The following is a 16,904-nucleotide window of genomic DNA, read 5'->3' on the forward strand; positions in this document are numbered from 1 at the left end:
GCCGCGCATGGGCGCGGGCGATGTCGTGTGTCCCCGGGACAACCGCATCGACCGTGTTCGTGAGCGGCATTGTCGAGGGGTTATCCTGTGTTTAAAGTGTTTTTCCGAAGTTCGATCTGCCTCGCCGCCGTTGCGGCATCCTCCGCTGCGTTCGCCGACGAAGCGTCGACCGCGCACGCTGTCGCCGCCGACGGCGACAGCATCATCGTCACCGCGACGCGCGCGCCGCTGACGCTCGACGAAGTGCCGTCGTCGATCGCCGTGCTCGACAAGGAAGCGATCGACCGCGCGCAGGATATCGGCGTCACCGAACTGCTGCTCCGCACGCCCGGCATCAGCATTGCGCGCAACGGCGGCTACGGCACCTCGACCTCGCTGCGCATCCGCGGCGCCGAATCGGAGCACACCGTCGTCGTGATCGATGGGGTGAAGCTCAACGATCCGTCGTCGACCGGCGGCGGCTTCAACTTCGCCAACCTGCTCATCGGCGATATCGACCGGATCGAGGTGCTGCGCGGCCCGCAATCCATCCTGTGGGGCAGCCAGGCGATCGGCGGGGTTGTCAACGTCGTCACCGCCTCGCCCGAAAAATCGCTCGAAGGCAGCTTCGACCTCGAGGCCGGGTCGCGCGAGACCGTCAGCGCGCGCGCGGCGATCGGCGGCCGTACCGGCCCGCTCGCCTGGCGCCTCGGCGGCCAGCGCTTCACCACCGACGGCATTTCGTCGCACGCCAAGGCGTTCGGCGGGGTCGAGCGCGACGGCTATCGCAACACTAATCTTTCGGGCCGCGCCGAACTGGCGCTCGCCGACAATGTCAGCGCCGAGGTCCGCGGCTATTATTCGAGCGGCCGCGTCGAATTCGACGGCTTCAATACCGACAGCAACGACTATGGGCTCAACAAGGAATTCGTCGGCTATGCGGGGCTCAATTTCGACCTCGCGGGCGGACGGTTCCGCAACCGCGTCGCTTTTGCCTATACCGACACCAACCGCGATAATTTCAACCCCGACCGCGCACGCCCGCAGAGCTTCGAGGCCGACGGCCAGAACAAGCGCTGGGAATATCAGGGCAGCTTCGATTTTACCGATCGCATCACCGCGATCTTCGGGGCCGAGAATGAACGCTCGGACTTCCGCAGCCGTTCGCCCTCGGCATCGCTGGCGACCCCGCTTCCGGCGTTCGTGCGCGGCAAGGCCGAACTCACGAGCGCCTATGGTCAATTGAGCATCGAGCCGATCGACGGCCTGACGCTCAACGGCGGCGTCCGCTATGACGATCACGACCGCTACGGCGGGCAAACCTTGTTCGCGGCGGGCGGCGTCTGGCGTCTCGCCACCGGCACCGTGCTGCGCGCCAGCTATGGCGAAGGCTTCAAGGCGCCGTCGCTTTATCAGCTGTTCAGTGAATATGGGAATGTCGGGCTCGATCCCGAAGAAGCGCATGGCTGGGAAGCCGGCATCGAGCAGCATCTGTTCGACCGCAAGCTCGTCGTCGGCGCGAGCTGGTTCGACCGCACGACGACGAACCAGATCATCTTCAACAGCTGCAGCTTTCCGACCTCGACCGATCCGCTCTGCACGGTGCCCGGCAGCAGCCCGGCGACCCCGCGCTTCGGCTATTATCTGAATGTCGCGCGCAGCGAAGCACATGGCGTCGAGGCGGCCGCGGCGCTCACGCTCGGCGGGCTGACGCTCGATGGCAATACCAGCTGGATCGTCGCCGAGGACCGCTCGGAAGGCACCGCCAATTTCGGCAAATGGCTGCCGCGCCGCCCCCGCAACACCGCCAACGCCTCGGCGAGCTATGCCTTCGGCTTCGGGCTCGAACTCGGTGCGGCGGTGCGCTGGTCGGGCAAGAGCTATGACAATGCGAGCAATGCGACGCGGCTCGACGATTATACGCTCGTCGACCTGCGCGCCGAATATGCGCTGTCCGATGCGGTGAAGCTGTTCGCGCGCGCCGAGAATATCTTCGACGAGCAATATATGACGGCGTTCCGCTATGGCTCGCTCGGCCGCAGCATCTACGCCGGCATCCGGGGTCGCTTCTGATGGCCGCGCTGTCGGACCGGAGCGCCTCGGCGCTCTGGGTCTCGCTGCTGACGGCAGCGAGCACCGCGACGACACTCGCGCTCGCCTGCGCGACCCCCTTTCCGGCGCTTGCGGCGCTCGCGGCGGTGCATATGCGCCGCCGTGACGGCGTGGCGCTGATGCTGCTCGCCTGGGCCGCGAGCCAGTTCGTCGGCTTCTTTCTGCTCGGCTATCCGCGCGACGGGAGCACGCTCGGCTGGGGCGCCGGGCTCGGCACCGCCGCGGTGGGATCGGCGCTCGCAAGCTATGCGGCGTTGCGGGCGCTCCCATACCGCTCGGTCGCGGCGCGGCTCAGCCTCGCCTATGCGGCGGGGTTCACGGCGTTCAAGGGCATCATCCTCCTATGGGCGCTTGTGCTCGGCGGGCTGCACACCGCGATGGCACCCGACCTGCTCGCCGAACAGTTCGTGCGCAACGGTGCGATCCTGATCGGGCTTTACGCCCTGTATCGCGCGCTCGTCGCGGTTGGCGTCCCGGCGCCGCCGCAACCGGCAACGGCGGCATAATGCTGACGCGCGTCGACCCGGGCCCCGCGGTCGTGGTGTGCAACACCTGCCGCCACAGCCGCGAATCCCGGGACGACGCCGACGGCGTGCGCGGTGGTGCGCGGCTCGTCGAGGCGCTGAAACAGCTTAAGGAAGGCGATCCGCGCTACGCCGGCATCGCGGTGCAGGAAATGGCGTGCCTGTTCGCATGCCAGGACCATTGCACCGTCCACCTGCGCGCGCCCGACAAGGTCGGCTATGTCCTCGGCCGGTTTCAGGGCGATGAAGAGTCCGCGCGCGCCATCCTCGACTATGCGGTCCATTATGCGACAAGCGAGCATGGCCGCGTCCCCTTTTCGCTTTGGCCCGAAGGCGTCAAAGGGCATTTCATCACCCGCACCCCGCCACCAGGATTTGTCGCCGAATGACCAGCTTTGCCTCCGTCCATGCCTTCGAGGCCGCGCTTGCGAACCTGCGGGATCCCGATGCCGGGGCCGCCGCCGACGCGCGGGTAAGGCAAGGCGAGTTGACCAAACCCGCCGGATCGCTCGGGCGGCTCGAGGATCTGGCGATCTTTTTCGCCGGCTGGCAGGGCCGCGNCCCGCGGTCGCGCCGCGATCTTCGCCGGCAACCATGGCGTCACCGTCCATGGCGTCAGCGCCTTTCCGCCGAGCGTCACCGCACAGATGGTCGCCAATTTCGCGAACGGCGGCGCCGCGATCAACGCTTTGTCGGGCGCGGCGGGGCTCGAACTCGCCGTCGTCGCGCTCGATCTCGACCGGCCGACCGCCGATTTCACCGTCGATGCCGCGATGAGCGAGGCCGAATGCCTCGATGCGCTGAACCGCGGCGCCGCCGTGGTCGACGCCGACCTCGACCTGATCGTCCTCGGCGAAATGGGGATCGGAAATTCGACCGCCGCCGCCGCCCTCTGCGCGCGCAGCTTCGCCGGCGGCGTGGCGGGATGGGTCGGCCCCGGCACCGGGGTCGACGGCCACGGCATCGCGCGCAAGGTCGAGGTGATCGAGCGTGCGCTCGCCTTTCACATCGATGCGCCGCGCTCGGCGTTCGAGACGCTGCGCCGCGTCGGCGGGCGCGAGATTGCGGCGATCGCGGGCGCGATCGTGCGCGCACGCCAGCTTGGCGTTCCGGTGCTGCTCGACGGCTTCATCTGCACCTCGGCCATCGCACCGCTTGCGGCCGAGAATCCCGCGATCGCGGACCATATCATCGCGGGCCATTGCTCGGCCGAGCCGGGACACAAGCGTCTGCTCGACCTGCTCGGCCTCGCCCCTCTGCTGTCGCTCGACATGCGGCTGGGCGAAGGCAGCGGCGCGGCGGTCGCGGCGAACATCATTCGCAGCGCCCTCGCCGCGCACGACCAAATGGCGACCTTTGCCGAAGCGCAGGTTTCGGCGTCGTTGTGACCGGCTTCGCGCTCCATCTGCTGCGCCACGGCGCGCCCGAAACGCCGGCTTTGCTGATGGGACGCACCGATGGCGCGCCGACCGCCGAGGGCATCGCGGCTAGCGTGGCGCAGGCCCAAAACCTCGGCATCGAACGCCTGATCGCATCCGACCTTCACCGCAGCCGCGCGGCGGGCGAAGCGATCGGCGCGGCGCTGGGCGTGCCGCTCATCATCGATCCGCGCTGGCGCGAACTCGATTTCGGCGACTGGGACGGCCAAGCGGCGAGCACCATCGACCGCGACGCGCTCGGCCGCTTCTGGAGCGATCCCGACGCCAATCCCCCGCCCGGCGGCGAACGCTGGTCGGTGTTCGCCCGGCGCGTGTCCGCCGCCATCGCCGACCTTGCGCCGGTTCCAACATTGATCGTCACCCACGGCGGCGCGATGCGCGCCGCGCTCCATGCGCTGTGCGGGTTCGACCAGCGCCAGCTCTGGGCGTTCGACCTGCCCTACGCCGCGCTGCTCTCGCTCTGCGTCTGGCCGGGCGAACCGCCCAGCGCGCAGATCGCGGGGCTCTATCCATGAAGGGGCTCATCGTCGCGATCCAGTTCCTGACGCGCCTCCCCACCCCGCGCATTTCGGTGTCGAGCGACGAATTCGCGGCGTCGATGCGCTGGTTTCCCGCAGTCGGGCTGATCGTCGGCGCGATTGTCGCTGCAGGCGGCTGGGCCGGCGCGCGGATCGATCCGTGGACCGGCGCCTCGTGCGCGCTCATCCTCTGGGTCGCAGTCACCGGTGCGCTGCACCTCGACGGGCTCGGTGACATCGCCGACGCAAGCGGGGCGGCGCACAAGGACCGCGAACGCCTGCTCGGCGTCCTCTCCGATCCGCATGTTGGCAGCTTCGCGGTGGTGACCATCGCGCTGCAACTGATCGCCAAGCTGGTGCTGCTCCACGCGCTGCTCGATCGCCAGATGTTCGCCGCCATCGCGCTCATACCCTTTGCCGCGCGGATCGGCCCGCTCGCATGGTCGCGCGCGCTGCCCGACCTTCACGCGGGACTCGGGTCGCGTTTCCGCAATGCCGTGCGGCCAGTGGACTTCGTCATCTGGGGCTTGGCTCTCGTCGCTGCAGCGTGGGTATCACCCTCGCTGCTCATCGCACCCCTGATCTTCCTCCTCTGTGGCTGGTGGCTACTGCGCAGGATCGGCGGGATTTCAGGCGATGGCCATGGCGCGGGAATCGAGATCGCCGAAAGCCTGCTGCTCGCCGCCGCCCTGCTGCTGGCGCATCTTGCATGAGCAGCCCATGGACCTGGCACGGCGGCGGGCTCGAAGCCGCGAAGCGCGCGTTCGGGAATGGCGACTGGATCGACCTGTCGACCGGGATCAATCCGCACCCCTGGCCCGGCGCGGCCGCTATGGTTTTCGACTGGCACCGGCTGCCCGACCCCGACGCACTCGCGCAGCTCGAAGCCGTCGCCGCCGCCTGTTTCGGTGTCGACGCCCGCCATGTCTGCGCCGTGCCCGGAAGCGAGATCGGCCTGCGCCTGACCGGGACGCTGATCGAAGGCCTCGCACGGCATATCGCGCCGAGCTATCGCACCCATGGCGAAATGGTCGCGGGAAGCACGCCGATCGCCCCCGAAGCGGCATGCGGCCACGACGGCACATTGATCCTCGCCAACCCCAACAATCCCGACGGCCGCGCGACCGGCGCCGCGGCGATGCAGGCGCTGCTGGACGGGCGCGGACCCGGCGGCTGGCTGTTGGTCGACGAAGCCTTTGCCGACACCGATCCGGCCACGAGTATCGCGCCGCTGGTCGATGACGGCAGAAGGCTGATCGTCTTCCGCTCCTTCGGCAAATTTTTCGGCCTCGCGGGCATCCGACTCGGCTTCGTCGTCGCGCCGCAAGCCATCGTCGCGGCGCTGCGCGAACGGCTTGGTGCATGGCCCTTATCCGCGGCCGCAATCGCGATCGGAACCGCTGCCTATGCCGACCGCGACTGGATCGCCGCCGCGCGGCGCCGGCTCGCCGATGAAGCCGCCGCGCTCGACACCCTGCTGGTGCGCCAGGGTCATCGGCCGATCGGCGACTGCCCGCTCTTTCGCCTGATCGAAACCGGCGACGCGCATGCGCTGTTCGAACGGCTCGCGCGGCGCGCGATCCTGACGCGTCCCTTCGCCGACCAGCCGCGTTGGCTGCGGATCGGCCTCCCCGCCCACGCCGCCGCGCGCGCGCGGCTCGAAGCGGCGCTAACCGATGGCTGAGCCAGTCGCGCTCACCGCACTCGCGCTCGACGCAGCGTTCGGCTGGCCGCGCGCACTCTATCGCCACATCGGCCACCCCGTCGGGCTGTTTGCGCGGATCATCAACAGTTGCGAGGCGCGGTGGAACCGTCCCGAATATAGCTTCGGCGCACGGCGCGTGCTCGGTGTCCTGACCCTGCTCGTCCTGCTGATCCTCGTTGCCGGCTCCGGCTGGGCGCTTCAGCGCCTGCTACTCGCGTCGCTCGGCGGCTGGGGCTGGATCGGCGTGGCGATCCTTGCCTGGCCCGCGCTCGCGCAGCGCAGCCTGTTCGATCATGTGCGCGCGGTCGGCGAGCGGATCGATGCCGGCGACCTCACCGGCGCTCGCGGTGCGGTCGGCATGATCGTCGGCCGCGACACCGCCGCACTGGGCGAAGCCGGGGTCGCGCGCGCGGCGATCGAAAGCCTTGCCGAAAGCTATTGCGACGGCGTCGCGGCACCGCTCTTCTGGCTGCTCCTCCTCGGCCTGCCGGGCGTATGGGCGTATAAGGCGGTGAACACTGCCGACAGCCTGATCGGGCACCACGAGGAGCGCTGGCGCGCCTTCGGCTGGGCGGCGGCGCGTTTCGACGATCTTCTGAACTGGATTCCGGCGCGGCTGGCCGGCGTGCTCATCTGCCTGGCGGGCGGTGGCGGCTGGCGTGTATTGTGGCGCGACGCGCGGCGCCACGCTTCGCCCAACGCCGGCTGGCCCGAAGCGGCGATGGCGGGCGTACTCGGGCTTCGGCTGGCGGGCCCGATCGCCTATGACGACGTGATGCACGACAAACCATGGATCGGCGATGGGACCAGCGACGCGGGCGGCGACGAAATCGACCGCGCGCTCACCATCTATATCCGCGCCTGCCTGCTGCTGTGGCTGATCGCGGGGGGCGCGCTGTGGCTGCGCTGATGTTGCAGGGCACCGGCTCCGACGTCGGCAAGTCGGTGCTCGTCGCGGCGCTGTGCCGCGCGCTGACCAATCGCGGCCTTCGCGTCCTTCCCTTCAAGCCGCAGAATATGTCGAACAATGCCGCTGTGACGACCGACGGCGGCGAGATCGGGCGCGCGCAGGCGCTGCAAGCCGTCGCGTGCCGCGTCGAACCGCACAGCGACATGAATCCGGTGCTGTTGAAGCCGCAGGCCGATCGCACCTCGCAGCTGATCGTCCACGGCCGCGTGCGCGGCACGCTCGGCAGCGGCAATTTCCGCGAGGCGCGCGGCGCGCTGATGGCCGAAGTGCTCGAAAGCTATGAACGCCTCCGCGCCGCCTCGGACATCGTCATCGTCGAAGGCGCCGGATCGCCCGCCGAGATCAACCTGCGCGCGGGCGACATCGCGAACATGGGTTTCGCGCGCGCCGCGAACGTGCCCGTCGTGCTGATCGGTGATATCGACCGCGGCGGCGTGATCGCCTCGCTCGTCGGGACGCGCGCGGTGATCGACGTCGAGGACGCCGCGATGATCCGCGGCTTCCTGATCAACAAGTTTCGCGGCGACCCCGCGCTGTTCGAGGACGGCTATCGCGAGATCGAGACGCGCAGCGGGTGGCCGGGGTTCGGCGTGATCCCGTGGCTGAGCGCCGCCGCGCGCTTGCCGAGCGAGGATGCGGTGATCCTCGAACGCCCCGCCGACCCGCGCGAGGGGCGTAAGATGATCGCCTGCCCGATCCTTCCGCGCATCTCGAATTTCGACGACCTCGATCCGCTGAAGCTCGAGTCCGGTGTCGAGATCGTGATGGTGCCGCCGGGCCGGCCGATCCCAACCGAGGCGGCGATCATCGTGCTACCGGGATCGAAGGCGACGATCGCCGACCTCGCGGCGCTGCGTGCCGAGGGCTGGGACATCGACATCAAGGCGCATCACCGGCGCGGCGGGATGATCGTCGGGCTGTGCGGGGGCTACCAGATGCTCGGGCGCCGGATCGCCGACCCGCTGGGGCTCGAAGGCGCGCCGGCCGAAGTCGAAGGACTCGGCCTGCTCGACGTCGAAACGATTCTTTCGCCTGCAAAGACGTTGCGTCACGTGCAGGGCACCGCATTAGGAGCGGCGGTGGAGGGCTATGAAATGCATATGGGCGAAACCTGCGGCCCCGGTACGGCGCAGCCATTCGCCGTTCTGGAGGACGGTGCGCGGGATGGGGCGATCAATAGCGAAGGCAATGTCATCGGCTCCTATCTCCACAGCCTGTTCGCTTCGTCCGACTTGCGCCGCGCGTTGCTGGCGCGGATCGAGGTAGCAGGCGGCGGGCGCGACTATGCCGCCGACGTCGATGCGGCGCTCGACGACATCGCAGCCGAGTTTGCGGGGCATGCCGATATCGATGCGATGCTGCGCATCGCGGGGATCGGCGCATGAGCGGATCGTCGTTGTTCGTGCTCGGCGGCGCGCGATCGGGCAAGAGCCGCTATGCGCAGGCGCGCACCGAAGCTGCGGGCGGCAGCCCGGTCTTCGTTGCGACCGCCGAAGCGTTCGACGACGAGATGCACGAGCGGATCGCCCGCCACCAGGCCGACCGCGACGCGCGCTGGCGCACGGTCGAGGCGCCGCGCGACCTGCCCGCCGCTATCGACGCGCTGGATGCCGAAGATGCGGTCGTGCTGGTCGACTGCCTGACGCTCTGGGTCTCGAACCTGCTGCTCGCCGACGCCGACATTCCGCGTGCGGGCGGCCAATTATGCCATGCGATCAACCGCTTCGAAGGCACGCTGATCCTCGTCGCGAACGAAGTGGGCCTCGGCATCGTGCCCGACAATGCACTCGCACGGGCGTTTCGCGACGCAGCCGGGCAGCTCAACCAGTCGGTCGCGGCGACGGTGGACGAAGTGGTGCTGCTCACCGCCGGACTGCCCCTGACACTCAAGCCGCGCGGGGCATAGCCCTCGCTTTCCGAAACGTGCTGAATGCTGCGTTTACTATCGTCATGAAGCATATCCTCACGCCGCCCCGGCAAATCGGGCCGCATGAGAAAGCATGCCCATCTTGTCGCTGGCGATTCGCGATGGCTTCCTGTCTCCATCGCGCTTGCCGCCGTAGCGCTGACGCCGTCGCACGCGCACGCCTCGTCGAAGCTGTTCAATGCCAAGGCGTTGGCGGGCAGCAAGGCCGCATGCCCCGTCGCGGCGAGCTATGCGCCGCCGGCCAGGGCCGACATCTCACGCGCCATATTGGGCGGAGCGCCGAGCGCGCTCGAGCGCATCCGGGCCGACCAGCAGGGAATCGCGACGTCCGAAGCCGCTGCCGCTGTACCGATCACCGCCGGCCTCGCCGCTTTCCCGGTTCGGCAGGCGCTCGAGCCCGCCAGCCGCACCCCGATCGCTTTCGCCTCGTCCGAGGGCTGCGGTGCGCCGTCGATTTTCGTACCGCTCGTTGAAACCGCCGAATATGATCCGGCCGCCGAACTCGGCACCCGCGCGATCCCGGTCAAACGCACGCGTTTCGACGACCGCTGGGATCATGTCCGCCGCGCCGCGCCCGCCGGGCTGATGCAAAGCAAGCTACGCCGCGCGAACGCTTCGCCGGGGCTGGCCGAGCAGGACCTGCTCGCGCGGGTCAATCAATGGGTCAATCGCGAGATCGCCTATGTGAACGACGACCGCAATTACCGGCAGCGCGATTTCTGGGCGACCGCCGAGCAAACGATCGCGCGCGGCAAAGGCGATTGCGAGGATTTCGCGATTCTGAAAATGCAGATGCTGCGCGCCGCGGGAGTCGACGCCGACCGCATGAAGCTCGTCCTCCTTCGCGACCTCGCCGCGAACGCCGACCATGCCTTCCTGCTCGTCCAGACCGACGCCGGGAAGGTCGTCCTCGATAATGTGACCGACCGGCTTTACGACGGCAGCCGGGCCAATGCGGTGCGTCCGGTGTTGTCGTTCAGCGAGAACCGCCGCTGGGTCCACGCCTATCGCGGCACACAGCCGTCGGCGAATTTCGCGGCGATCCCGGCGTCGCAAAAATCCTACGCGCTGGCGCTGAACAATCAGCGTTCGGTAAGCGCCGATCCGCTGACCTTCAAGACGGGCTTGAGCAAATAACTCAGCACCGACTTTTTTCCGGTCACGATTTCGACATCGCATAGCATGCCGGGGGTGATCGGCAGCCGCCGACCGTTCGACGTCAGATAGCTGTTGGTCGTTTCGACGACGACGGTGAAATAAGCCTGCCGTTCGACCTCGTCATAGATGCTGTCGGCGGAGACGCGGACGACCTTGCCGTTGAGCCCACCATAGATTGAAAAGTCGTACGCAGTGACCTTGACATTCGCCGGGTCGCCGACCTTGATGAACGCGATGTCGCGCGGGGTGACGCGCGTTTCGATCAGCAATTTGTCGCCGAGCGGCACGATCTGCATGATCTTTTCGCCCGCATTCACATAACCGCCGAGCGTGTTGACGAGCAGGTCGTTGACGACCCCGCGCGTCGGTGAGCGGATTTCGGATCGCGCCAGCCGCCCTTCGGCGCCGCGGATCGTTTCCTCATTCACCGCCATCTTGGTCGTTAGCTGGCTGCGTTCGTTGAGCGCTTCCTGCTGGAAATCGAAGCGCGCGCGCGACACTTCGGCGCCCGCTTCGCGCACCGCGGCCTGCGAGCGCGAAATCGCCTGGCGCGCCGCGGCGAGCCGGCCCTGGATGTCGACGACCTCGCGCTGCGCGGTGAGCAGCTCGGTCTGCGGCACGACGCCCTTTGCCGCGAGCGGCGCGAGCATCGCGACCTGTTCGCGCGCGAGGCTCAGGCTGCTTTCGAGCGACGAGGCGGTCGCCTGCGCTTCGCCCATATCGCGGCGGCGCTGCTCGACGCTGGCCGACAGCGCCGCGAGCTGGCTTTGCAGCGACGAGCGCCGGACCTCGGCCAGCCGCGTTTCGTCGCCGCAGCTTGTCCCAATGCAACCCGCCCCGCCGCCTTCGCCCGCAAGGCGCGCTGCGCGCTGCGCGAGGCGGGCATTTTCGGTTTCGAGCTGGCCGAGTTCGGACTGCGACGTCGTATTGTCGAGCCGCACGAGCAGTTGGCCCTTTTTCACCGTCTGCCCCGATCGCACGAGGATTTCGCGGATCGTCGAGGGTTCGGCCGATTGGATGATCTGCACCTTCGACGAAGGGATTACGCGGCCCTGCCCGCGCGACACCTCATCGACGCGTGCGATACTCGCCCACAGCAGGAACAGCACGAAACCCGCCGCCGCCCCGACCATGATCTGCTCGCTCCCGCGGAGGCGCTGCCAGAATTTCACGATTCCCATGGTTATGTTCCGGGCTGGATTTCGGGTGTGGCGGCGACGCCCTGCTGGCTCGTCAAGCTGTCGAAGCGCGACTTGCTCTGCGCCGGGTCGGGAATATTGGGAACCCAACCCTTGGTCATATCGACGCGGCCGCCGACGTCATTGTCGGCGCGGTGGTCGGTCGGGTCGCGCGGCGGGGGCACACCCTCGACCGCGATCGCTTCGCCGGGTAGCGCCACCACAGCCGCAGCACTGCCTTGATAAAGCTGGCTGAACGCCGGAATCCACTCGGCACCGGCATAGGCGTCGGAGAAAGCCCCCGGCTTCCCCCACGAACCCGGCCAGCGATAGAAGATATGCGCGCCGATCTGCTCGATCTTGGTGAGCTTCGGTGCCCAGCGCGGCAGCACATAATTGGCGTGATAATGCGTCGCCATGCCGACGCTCGTCTCGACATGGCCCGACAGCGCGGCGCGCGCGATCTCGGCCGAACGGCGCCATAGCGCGGGTACCGGCGGGCGGCGCATCGATCCGTCGCAGGCAAAGCTGAACTGGCAGCCCGGGCGCGAACTGCCTTGATAGATCACGCCGCAGACGGTGTTCGGATAGGCTGGGTGCTTCATCCGGTTGAGAATGACCTGCGCGACCGCGGCCTTGCCCGCATCGGATTCGGTCGCCGCCTCATAGTAGATCGCCTGCGTCAGACAGCGCTGCGCGTTGGTCGCCTGCGCCAGCGAGATCGTCGGCATCAGGAACGGCCGCGCCGCCTCGACCGGCAGCGTCGAGACCGGGAGCAGCGCGTTGCGCGCGACGGCATCGGCGCCTTCGGCGGTGGGAACGACGGAGTTGGTTTCGGTTTCGGTGATCAGCTTTGCAATCGCCTGTTGCTTCGCCGCCTTGGCGGCTTCGACGGGATCGGCAGTCCAACTTGCGACGACGCCTTCGACGAAGCGCGACAGGCGATCGTTGGACGAGGCGAACAGGATCGCGGCCGCGAACAGCGCGAGACCCAGCAGGATCCGCTTCAGGCTCTTGGGCGCCCCCTGCCGGGCATCGGCCCAGGGTGCGTCGGCGGCCGCGGCGCCATCGCGCCCGATGTTAAGCTCAGGGATCATGATGCCGGTTCCTTGGTCGATCGCGCGAGGACTTCGGCGCGCGGGCCGTCGGCGACGATCCGCCCGCCGTCGATGACGATGATGCGGTCGCACATCTGCAGGATCGCCTCGCGGTGCGTCGCGATGATCACCGTCTGCGATTTCGCGACGGCGCTATCGAGCGCGTTGATGAAAAGCCGTTCGCTCTGTGTGTCCATCGCGCCGGTCGGTTCGTCGAGGAAGAGCAGCCGCGAGGGCGAGGCCAGCGCGCGCGCGATGGTGAGGAAGCCGCGCTGGCCGCCCGAAAGCTGGCCGCCGCGCTCGCCGGTGCCGCGGTCGAGCCCGGTTTCGTCGCGGCCCATGAAGCGGTCGGCGCCGATCGACTGCAAGGTCGCGAGCAACTCGGCGTCGGTCGCGGCGGGCGCGCAAAACTGCATATTCTGCTTGATCGAGCCGCTGAACAACACCGCATCCTGCCCGACGAAGCGGAATTGCGAGCGGAGGTAGATCGGCGAATGCTGACGGCTGTCGAGCCCGTCGATGAAGATATTGCCCGCCTCGGGCGCGTACAGCCCGCACAGCAGGCGCCCCAGCGTCGATTTGCCCGACGCGACGCGCCCGACGATCGCGATCCGCTCGCCCGCCGCGATCTTGAGGTCGATGTCGATCAGCGACGGCGCCGCCGCGCCCGGATAGGTGAAGGACAGGCCCTCGACCGAGACATTGCCCGTGTCGATCGTGAGGTTCAGCGCGCTGCTGCCCATGCGGCGTTCGTCGTCGGCCTCGATCATCTGCTGGATGCTCGCCATCGTCGTCAGCGCCTGGCGGCCGCGCGTCATCAGGAAGGCGAGCTGCCCGACGGGGGCCATCGAGCGGCCGGCGAGCATCACGATCGCGATGATCGCGCCCATCGAAATCTTGCCCGCATCGAACAGGTAGAAGCCGCCGACGATGAGCGCGAGACCCGAAAATTGCTGGCCGAGCGTCGCGAGGTTGATCGCCGCGGCGCCCGTGCGTCGCATCACCGCCTGCGTCCGCGCGCTGGTGTCGACCATCCGGCGCCACTGGCCGAGCACCTGTCCCTCGGCGGCGCAGCTCTTGACCGTTTCGGCCCCGCCGATCGCCTCGACGAGCATCGCATGCTGGATGCTCATGTCGGCCTGATTGTCGAGCGACGCCTGCGCCATGCGTCGCTGCAGGAAATAGCCGGCAACGCCCATCGCGACGATGATCGCCAGCGGGACGAGCGCGAGCCAGCCCGCGAGCACCGCGATCATGATCAGGAACAGCACGAGGAAGACGACATCGACGATCAGCACGATCGTCGTCGAGGCGAAGAAATCGCGAATGCTTTCGAATTCGGAGACGCGCCGCGCGAGCATGCCGGTGCTGCCGCGGCGGTCGGCGAGCGGCATGTTCAGCACTTTGGAGAAGATCTTCTCCGACAATTTGACGTCGAGTTCGCGGCCGAGATCGTCGAGCAAGGTCGAACGCGCGAGGCGGAGCGTGAATTCGACCGCGAAGGCGAGCAGCGCGCCCACCGCGAGAACCCACAGGCTCGACACCGCCTTGTTCGGGATGACGCGGTCATAGACGTTCATCGTGAACAGCGGCAGCGCAAAGCCGAGCAGGTTTATCATCAGCGCCGCGCCGAGCACCGGATAGAAGGAACGGCGCATCCGCCGGACCTCGCTCCAGAACCAGTGGCGCTTCGCTTGTTCGTCCCACGGCCGTTCTTCGGCGCGGATCGCGGTCGGATCGGCGGCCACCGCCACCGCCTGCCCCGCATAGCTTTCCTCGACACTGTCTTCGTCGGCCCAAACTGGCGCTTCGGCGCCCGGTTCCCAGACGAGATACTGGCTATCGCGCGCTTCGATCAGCACCGCGCACGATCCATCGGTGCGCCGGATGATCGCCGGCAGCTCGCGCGCAAGGTTCCGCACCTTGCGCGCATAGAGCCGCTCATTGTTGATGAAGCAGAGGTCGAGCGCGGCTTCGGCCTGATGAAAGGGGAGGAAACCCCTCTCGTCGCGCGCGAGCGCCGAGAGCGCGCCGCGCTGGAAATTCTGACCGAAATGCTGCGCGACAAAGAGGATGCAGGCGATCAGCGGATCGCCCGGCACCTCTTTACCGATACGCGCAATCGAGGATTGATTCTGCACCATATTGAAATTTTCTACTCGGAATCAACCCACTGACATCATTGCGGATAGTGGCGGCGCTGCAGTTCGGCCGGGGCCGGCGGACCGTAACCGACCTTCTCGCGCGCATAGACGCGGCGCGCTTCGGGGGCGGTCAGGTTGAACGCCTCCAGCAGACTGTTGGTCGATGCGAGGATTTGATAGACCGCGAACATCTCCGAGAAACGCGCCGTTTCGGCGCGGACCTGAACGTTGAAACGCGTGTTTTGCGCATCGAGCACGTCGAGCAGCGAACGGCGGCCGACCGAGAATTGCTCGCGGTACGACAGCAGGAGTTCGTCGGTCGACTTGCTCTGATCGACAAGATCCCGGAACACCGCGGTCTGCGTCTCGCGGCTGTTCCACGCGCGGCGCGTATCGGCCTCGGCATTGCGCTCGGTTTCATGCAGGCGGAAGCGGCTCTCGCTCGCGCGGCGTATCATCTCCTGATATTTCGCCTGGTTGATCCCGCCATTGAAAATATCCCAGCGCAGGACCACACGGCCCAACAGGTCGGTCGTCTCGCCGCGGAACGCGTCGATATCCTCGCCCACCCGGCCCGAAAATTCGAGGCCGATCGTCGGAAAGATATCGCCCTTTTCCTTCTTCGCCTCGGCATTCGCCGCATCGACGTCGGCCTGCGCTTCGAGCACCTTAGGGTGCCGCGACCGGGTCAGGCCGACCGCTTCGCTCAGGCTGACGGGCAGCTTTTCGGCCATCGCCGGCGGCATCTGCACCTCTTCAACTTCGAGCCCGCTGAGCGCGAGCAGCTCGATCCTTGCATTCTGCAGCGCTTCCTTGGCTTCGGACACGCGCACGCTTGCCGCCTTGGCGCGTTCCTGCGCCTGCTGCAGGTCGGCGACGCTGATCGATCCGGCGGTCACGCCGGTCGACAGGTCGGACACCAGGCTGTTGTGAAAGGTCATATTGTCTTCGGCGGCGGCGACGACGCGCTGCTGCAGCAGGACGTCGAGATATTGCCGCGCCGATTGCAGCGCGATGAACTCGGACCGTTCGACCACGCGCAGCGCCGCGCCGTCGACACGCGCCGCCTGACGAAGCTTTTCGCCGTGGCGCCGCCCGAAATCGATCAGCGTCTGCTCAGCGCGGATCCCCGCTTCGAGCGGATAGAGTTCGTCGTTGGCGATGCCGAGGTTGCGGCGCGTCGCATTTTCGAGCCGGCGGACCCCCGCCGACAATTCGAGCGAGACGCGCGGCAGATACAGGCCCTTGGCCTGCTCGAGTTCGAACTCGATCGCCTGCTTGTTCATTTCCGCCTGGTTGATCTGCGGATTCGAATCGATCGCGACCGCCATGACATTCTGCATGCTGGTCGGCTCGGCCAAAGCCGAACTGGCGAAAAAGGATATGGCGATGGCCGAGGCAAAGCCGGCGAGCTTATATTGCGGTTTCATCACTGTACCCCCGTCCCGTTCACTTCTACTTCGACGCGCCGGTTCTCCGGCGTGCGCTGGCCGTCCACGGTCTGGACGCGCGGCTTGCGCTCACCCATGCCCGACACCGCGATGGCATCGGCCGGAATGCCCGCGACGCCCATCATGTCGGCGATCACGCGCGCGCGCCGCAGCGCCAGACCGTCATTATATTTGTCGGAGCCCGACCGGTCGGTGTGGCCAACGACGGTAAAGCTGCGCCAGCCGCAACGCGTGCGATTCTCGGCCATGAAGGCGACCGACTGGCCCGCATCGGCGGGCGCGGCGGTCGAATCCCAGTCGAAATAGAAGGTCGAGGCGACCTCGGGCGGGCAATTTTCCGTCGGCGGTGCCGGCGGTACGAGCGGCGCCTCGGGCGTCGGCGGCGGCTGGTTCCGCATCATGCCATAGGCGAAATCGCAGCGACGCAGGCTTTCGGCGTCTTTGTTGCCCGACTTCAGGAAGCCTTTTGCGATGCCGCACTGCACCTTGGCTTCGGACGCCCAGGTATAGGTGTTGCTGTTGGCGGCGACGACCGATCGATCAGTGGTCAGCGCCAAGGCCGCGTCGTACCGGGTCTGGACCTCGGTCCGCACCTGATCGATCGGCAGATCGGCAAGAGCCTGCGCATATGCGCTGCCAGGCTGGGCGAAGGCCAGCGCGGCGAATGCCCCCGCCATCCATTTTCCCGGTTGATGTGCCATT

General features: G+C 67.5%; 15 protein-coding genes and 1 pseudogene. 11 read left to right on the forward strand and 5 right to left on the reverse strand.

Annotated elements, in window-relative coordinates:
- The first annotated feature begins 87 nt into the window (after positions 1–87).
- The 11 genes and pseudogenes from ACTJI5_RS05635 to ACTJI5_RS05685 all read left to right on the forward strand — a co-directional run bounded on the left by ACTJI5_RS05635 (position 88) and on the right by ACTJI5_RS05685 (position 10,311).
- Entirely contained in the window at positions 88–2,052 is a 1,965-nt protein-coding gene (locus tag ACTJI5_RS05635; protein WP_440859645.1) for a TonB-dependent receptor plug domain-containing protein, read from the forward strand.
- Positions 2,052–2,597 carry a hypothetical protein gene (locus ACTJI5_RS05640; protein ID WP_440859646.1) on the forward strand — a complete coding sequence of 182 codons (546 nt, stop codon included), beginning with the start codon at positions 2,052–2,054 and terminating at the stop codon, positions 2,595–2,597. Before ACTJI5_RS05635 ends, ACTJI5_RS05640 begins: the two co-directional genes overlap by 1 nt.
- Entirely contained in the window at positions 2,597–3,004 is a 408-nt protein-coding gene (locus tag ACTJI5_RS05645; protein WP_310250611.1) for a DUF1636 domain-containing protein, read from the forward strand. Before ACTJI5_RS05640 ends, ACTJI5_RS05645 begins: the two co-directional genes overlap by 1 nt.
- Positions 3,001–4,003 (forward strand): annotated as a pseudogene (cobT, locus tag ACTJI5_RS05650) (nicotinate-nucleotide--dimethylbenzimidazole phosphoribosyltransferase). The gene ACTJI5_RS05645 and the pseudogene cobT overlap by 4 nt, the downstream one beginning before the upstream one ends.
- Positions 4,000–4,569 (forward strand): histidine phosphatase family protein, encoded by a 570-nt coding sequence (locus ACTJI5_RS05655; protein ID WP_440859647.1) that lies wholly within the window; start codon positions 4,000–4,002, stop codon positions 4,567–4,569. The pseudogene cobT and the gene ACTJI5_RS05655 overlap by 4 nt, the downstream one beginning before the upstream one ends.
- Positions 4,566–5,285, forward strand: coding sequence for an adenosylcobinamide-GDP ribazoletransferase (locus ACTJI5_RS05660; protein ID WP_440859648.1), 720 nt, complete (start codon positions 4,566–4,568; stop codon positions 5,283–5,285). Before ACTJI5_RS05655 ends, ACTJI5_RS05660 begins: the two co-directional genes overlap by 4 nt.
- On the forward strand, positions 5,282–6,256 hold the full coding sequence (locus ACTJI5_RS05665) for an aminotransferase class I/II-fold pyridoxal phosphate-dependent enzyme (RefSeq protein ID WP_440859649.1): 975 nt from the start codon (positions 5,282–5,284) through the stop codon (positions 6,254–6,256). Before ACTJI5_RS05660 ends, ACTJI5_RS05665 begins: the two co-directional genes overlap by 4 nt.
- The gene (gene cbiB, locus ACTJI5_RS05670; protein ID WP_440859650.1) at positions 6,249–7,187 is read left to right on the forward strand and encodes an adenosylcobinamide-phosphate synthase CbiB; all 939 of its coding nucleotides are present in this window, start codon (positions 6,249–6,251) and stop codon (positions 7,185–7,187) included. Before ACTJI5_RS05665 ends, cbiB begins: the two co-directional genes overlap by 8 nt.
- Positions 7,175–8,632 carry a cobyric acid synthase gene (locus ACTJI5_RS05675; protein WP_440859651.1) on the forward strand — a complete coding sequence of 486 codons (1,458 nt, stop codon included), beginning with the start codon at positions 7,175–7,177 and terminating at the stop codon, positions 8,630–8,632. The genes cbiB and ACTJI5_RS05675 overlap by 13 nt, the downstream gene beginning before the upstream one ends.
- Complete coding sequence (gene cobU / locus ACTJI5_RS05680) at positions 8,629–9,153, forward strand: bifunctional adenosylcobinamide kinase/adenosylcobinamide-phosphate guanylyltransferase (protein ID WP_310250589.1); 525 nt, start codon at positions 8,629–8,631, stop codon at positions 9,151–9,153. The genes ACTJI5_RS05675 and cobU overlap by 4 nt, the downstream gene beginning before the upstream one ends.
- 84 nt (positions 9,154–9,237) lie before the next feature.
- Positions 9,238–10,311, forward strand: coding sequence for a transglutaminase-like cysteine peptidase (locus tag ACTJI5_RS05685; RefSeq protein WP_440859652.1), 1,074 nt, complete (start codon positions 9,238–9,240; stop codon positions 10,309–10,311).
- Here ACTJI5_RS05685 and ACTJI5_RS05690 read toward each other — a convergent pair.
- Genes ACTJI5_RS05690 through ACTJI5_RS05710 form a run of 5 tightly spaced genes read right to left on the reverse strand, consistent with a single transcriptional unit; the run spans position 10,257 to position 16,903 of the window.
- On the reverse strand, positions 10,257–11,513 hold the full coding sequence (locus tag ACTJI5_RS05690) for an HlyD family type I secretion periplasmic adaptor subunit (protein WP_440859653.1): 1,257 nt from the start codon (positions 11,511–11,513) through the stop codon (positions 10,257–10,259). The genes ACTJI5_RS05685 and ACTJI5_RS05690 overlap by 55 nt on opposite strands.
- Before the next feature lie 2 nt (positions 11,514–11,515).
- On the reverse strand, positions 11,516–12,607 hold the full coding sequence (locus tag ACTJI5_RS05695) for a cell wall hydrolase (protein ID WP_440859654.1): 1,092 nt from the start codon (positions 12,605–12,607) through the stop codon (positions 11,516–11,518).
- On the reverse strand, positions 12,604–14,751 hold the full coding sequence (locus ACTJI5_RS05700; RefSeq protein ID WP_440859655.1) for a type I secretion system permease/ATPase: 2,148 nt from the start codon (positions 14,749–14,751) through the stop codon (positions 12,604–12,606). The genes ACTJI5_RS05695 and ACTJI5_RS05700 overlap by 4 nt, the downstream gene beginning before the upstream one ends.
- Positions 14,752–14,786: 35 nt before the next feature.
- Positions 14,787–16,181, reverse strand: coding sequence for a TolC family protein (locus tag ACTJI5_RS05705; protein ID WP_440859656.1), 1,395 nt, complete (start codon positions 16,179–16,181; stop codon positions 14,787–14,789).
- Positions 16,181–16,903 carry an OmpA family protein gene (locus ACTJI5_RS05710; protein ID WP_440859657.1) on the reverse strand — a complete coding sequence of 241 codons (723 nt, stop codon included), beginning with the start codon at positions 16,901–16,903 and terminating at the stop codon, positions 16,181–16,183. Before ACTJI5_RS05710 ends, ACTJI5_RS05705 begins: the two co-directional genes overlap by 1 nt.
- Position 16,904 lies beyond the last annotated feature (1 nt).

The organism is Sphingopyxis sp. 22461, assembly GCF_052044915.1.
Classification (GTDB): Bacteria; Pseudomonadota; Alphaproteobacteria; order Sphingomonadales; family Sphingomonadaceae; genus Sphingopyxis.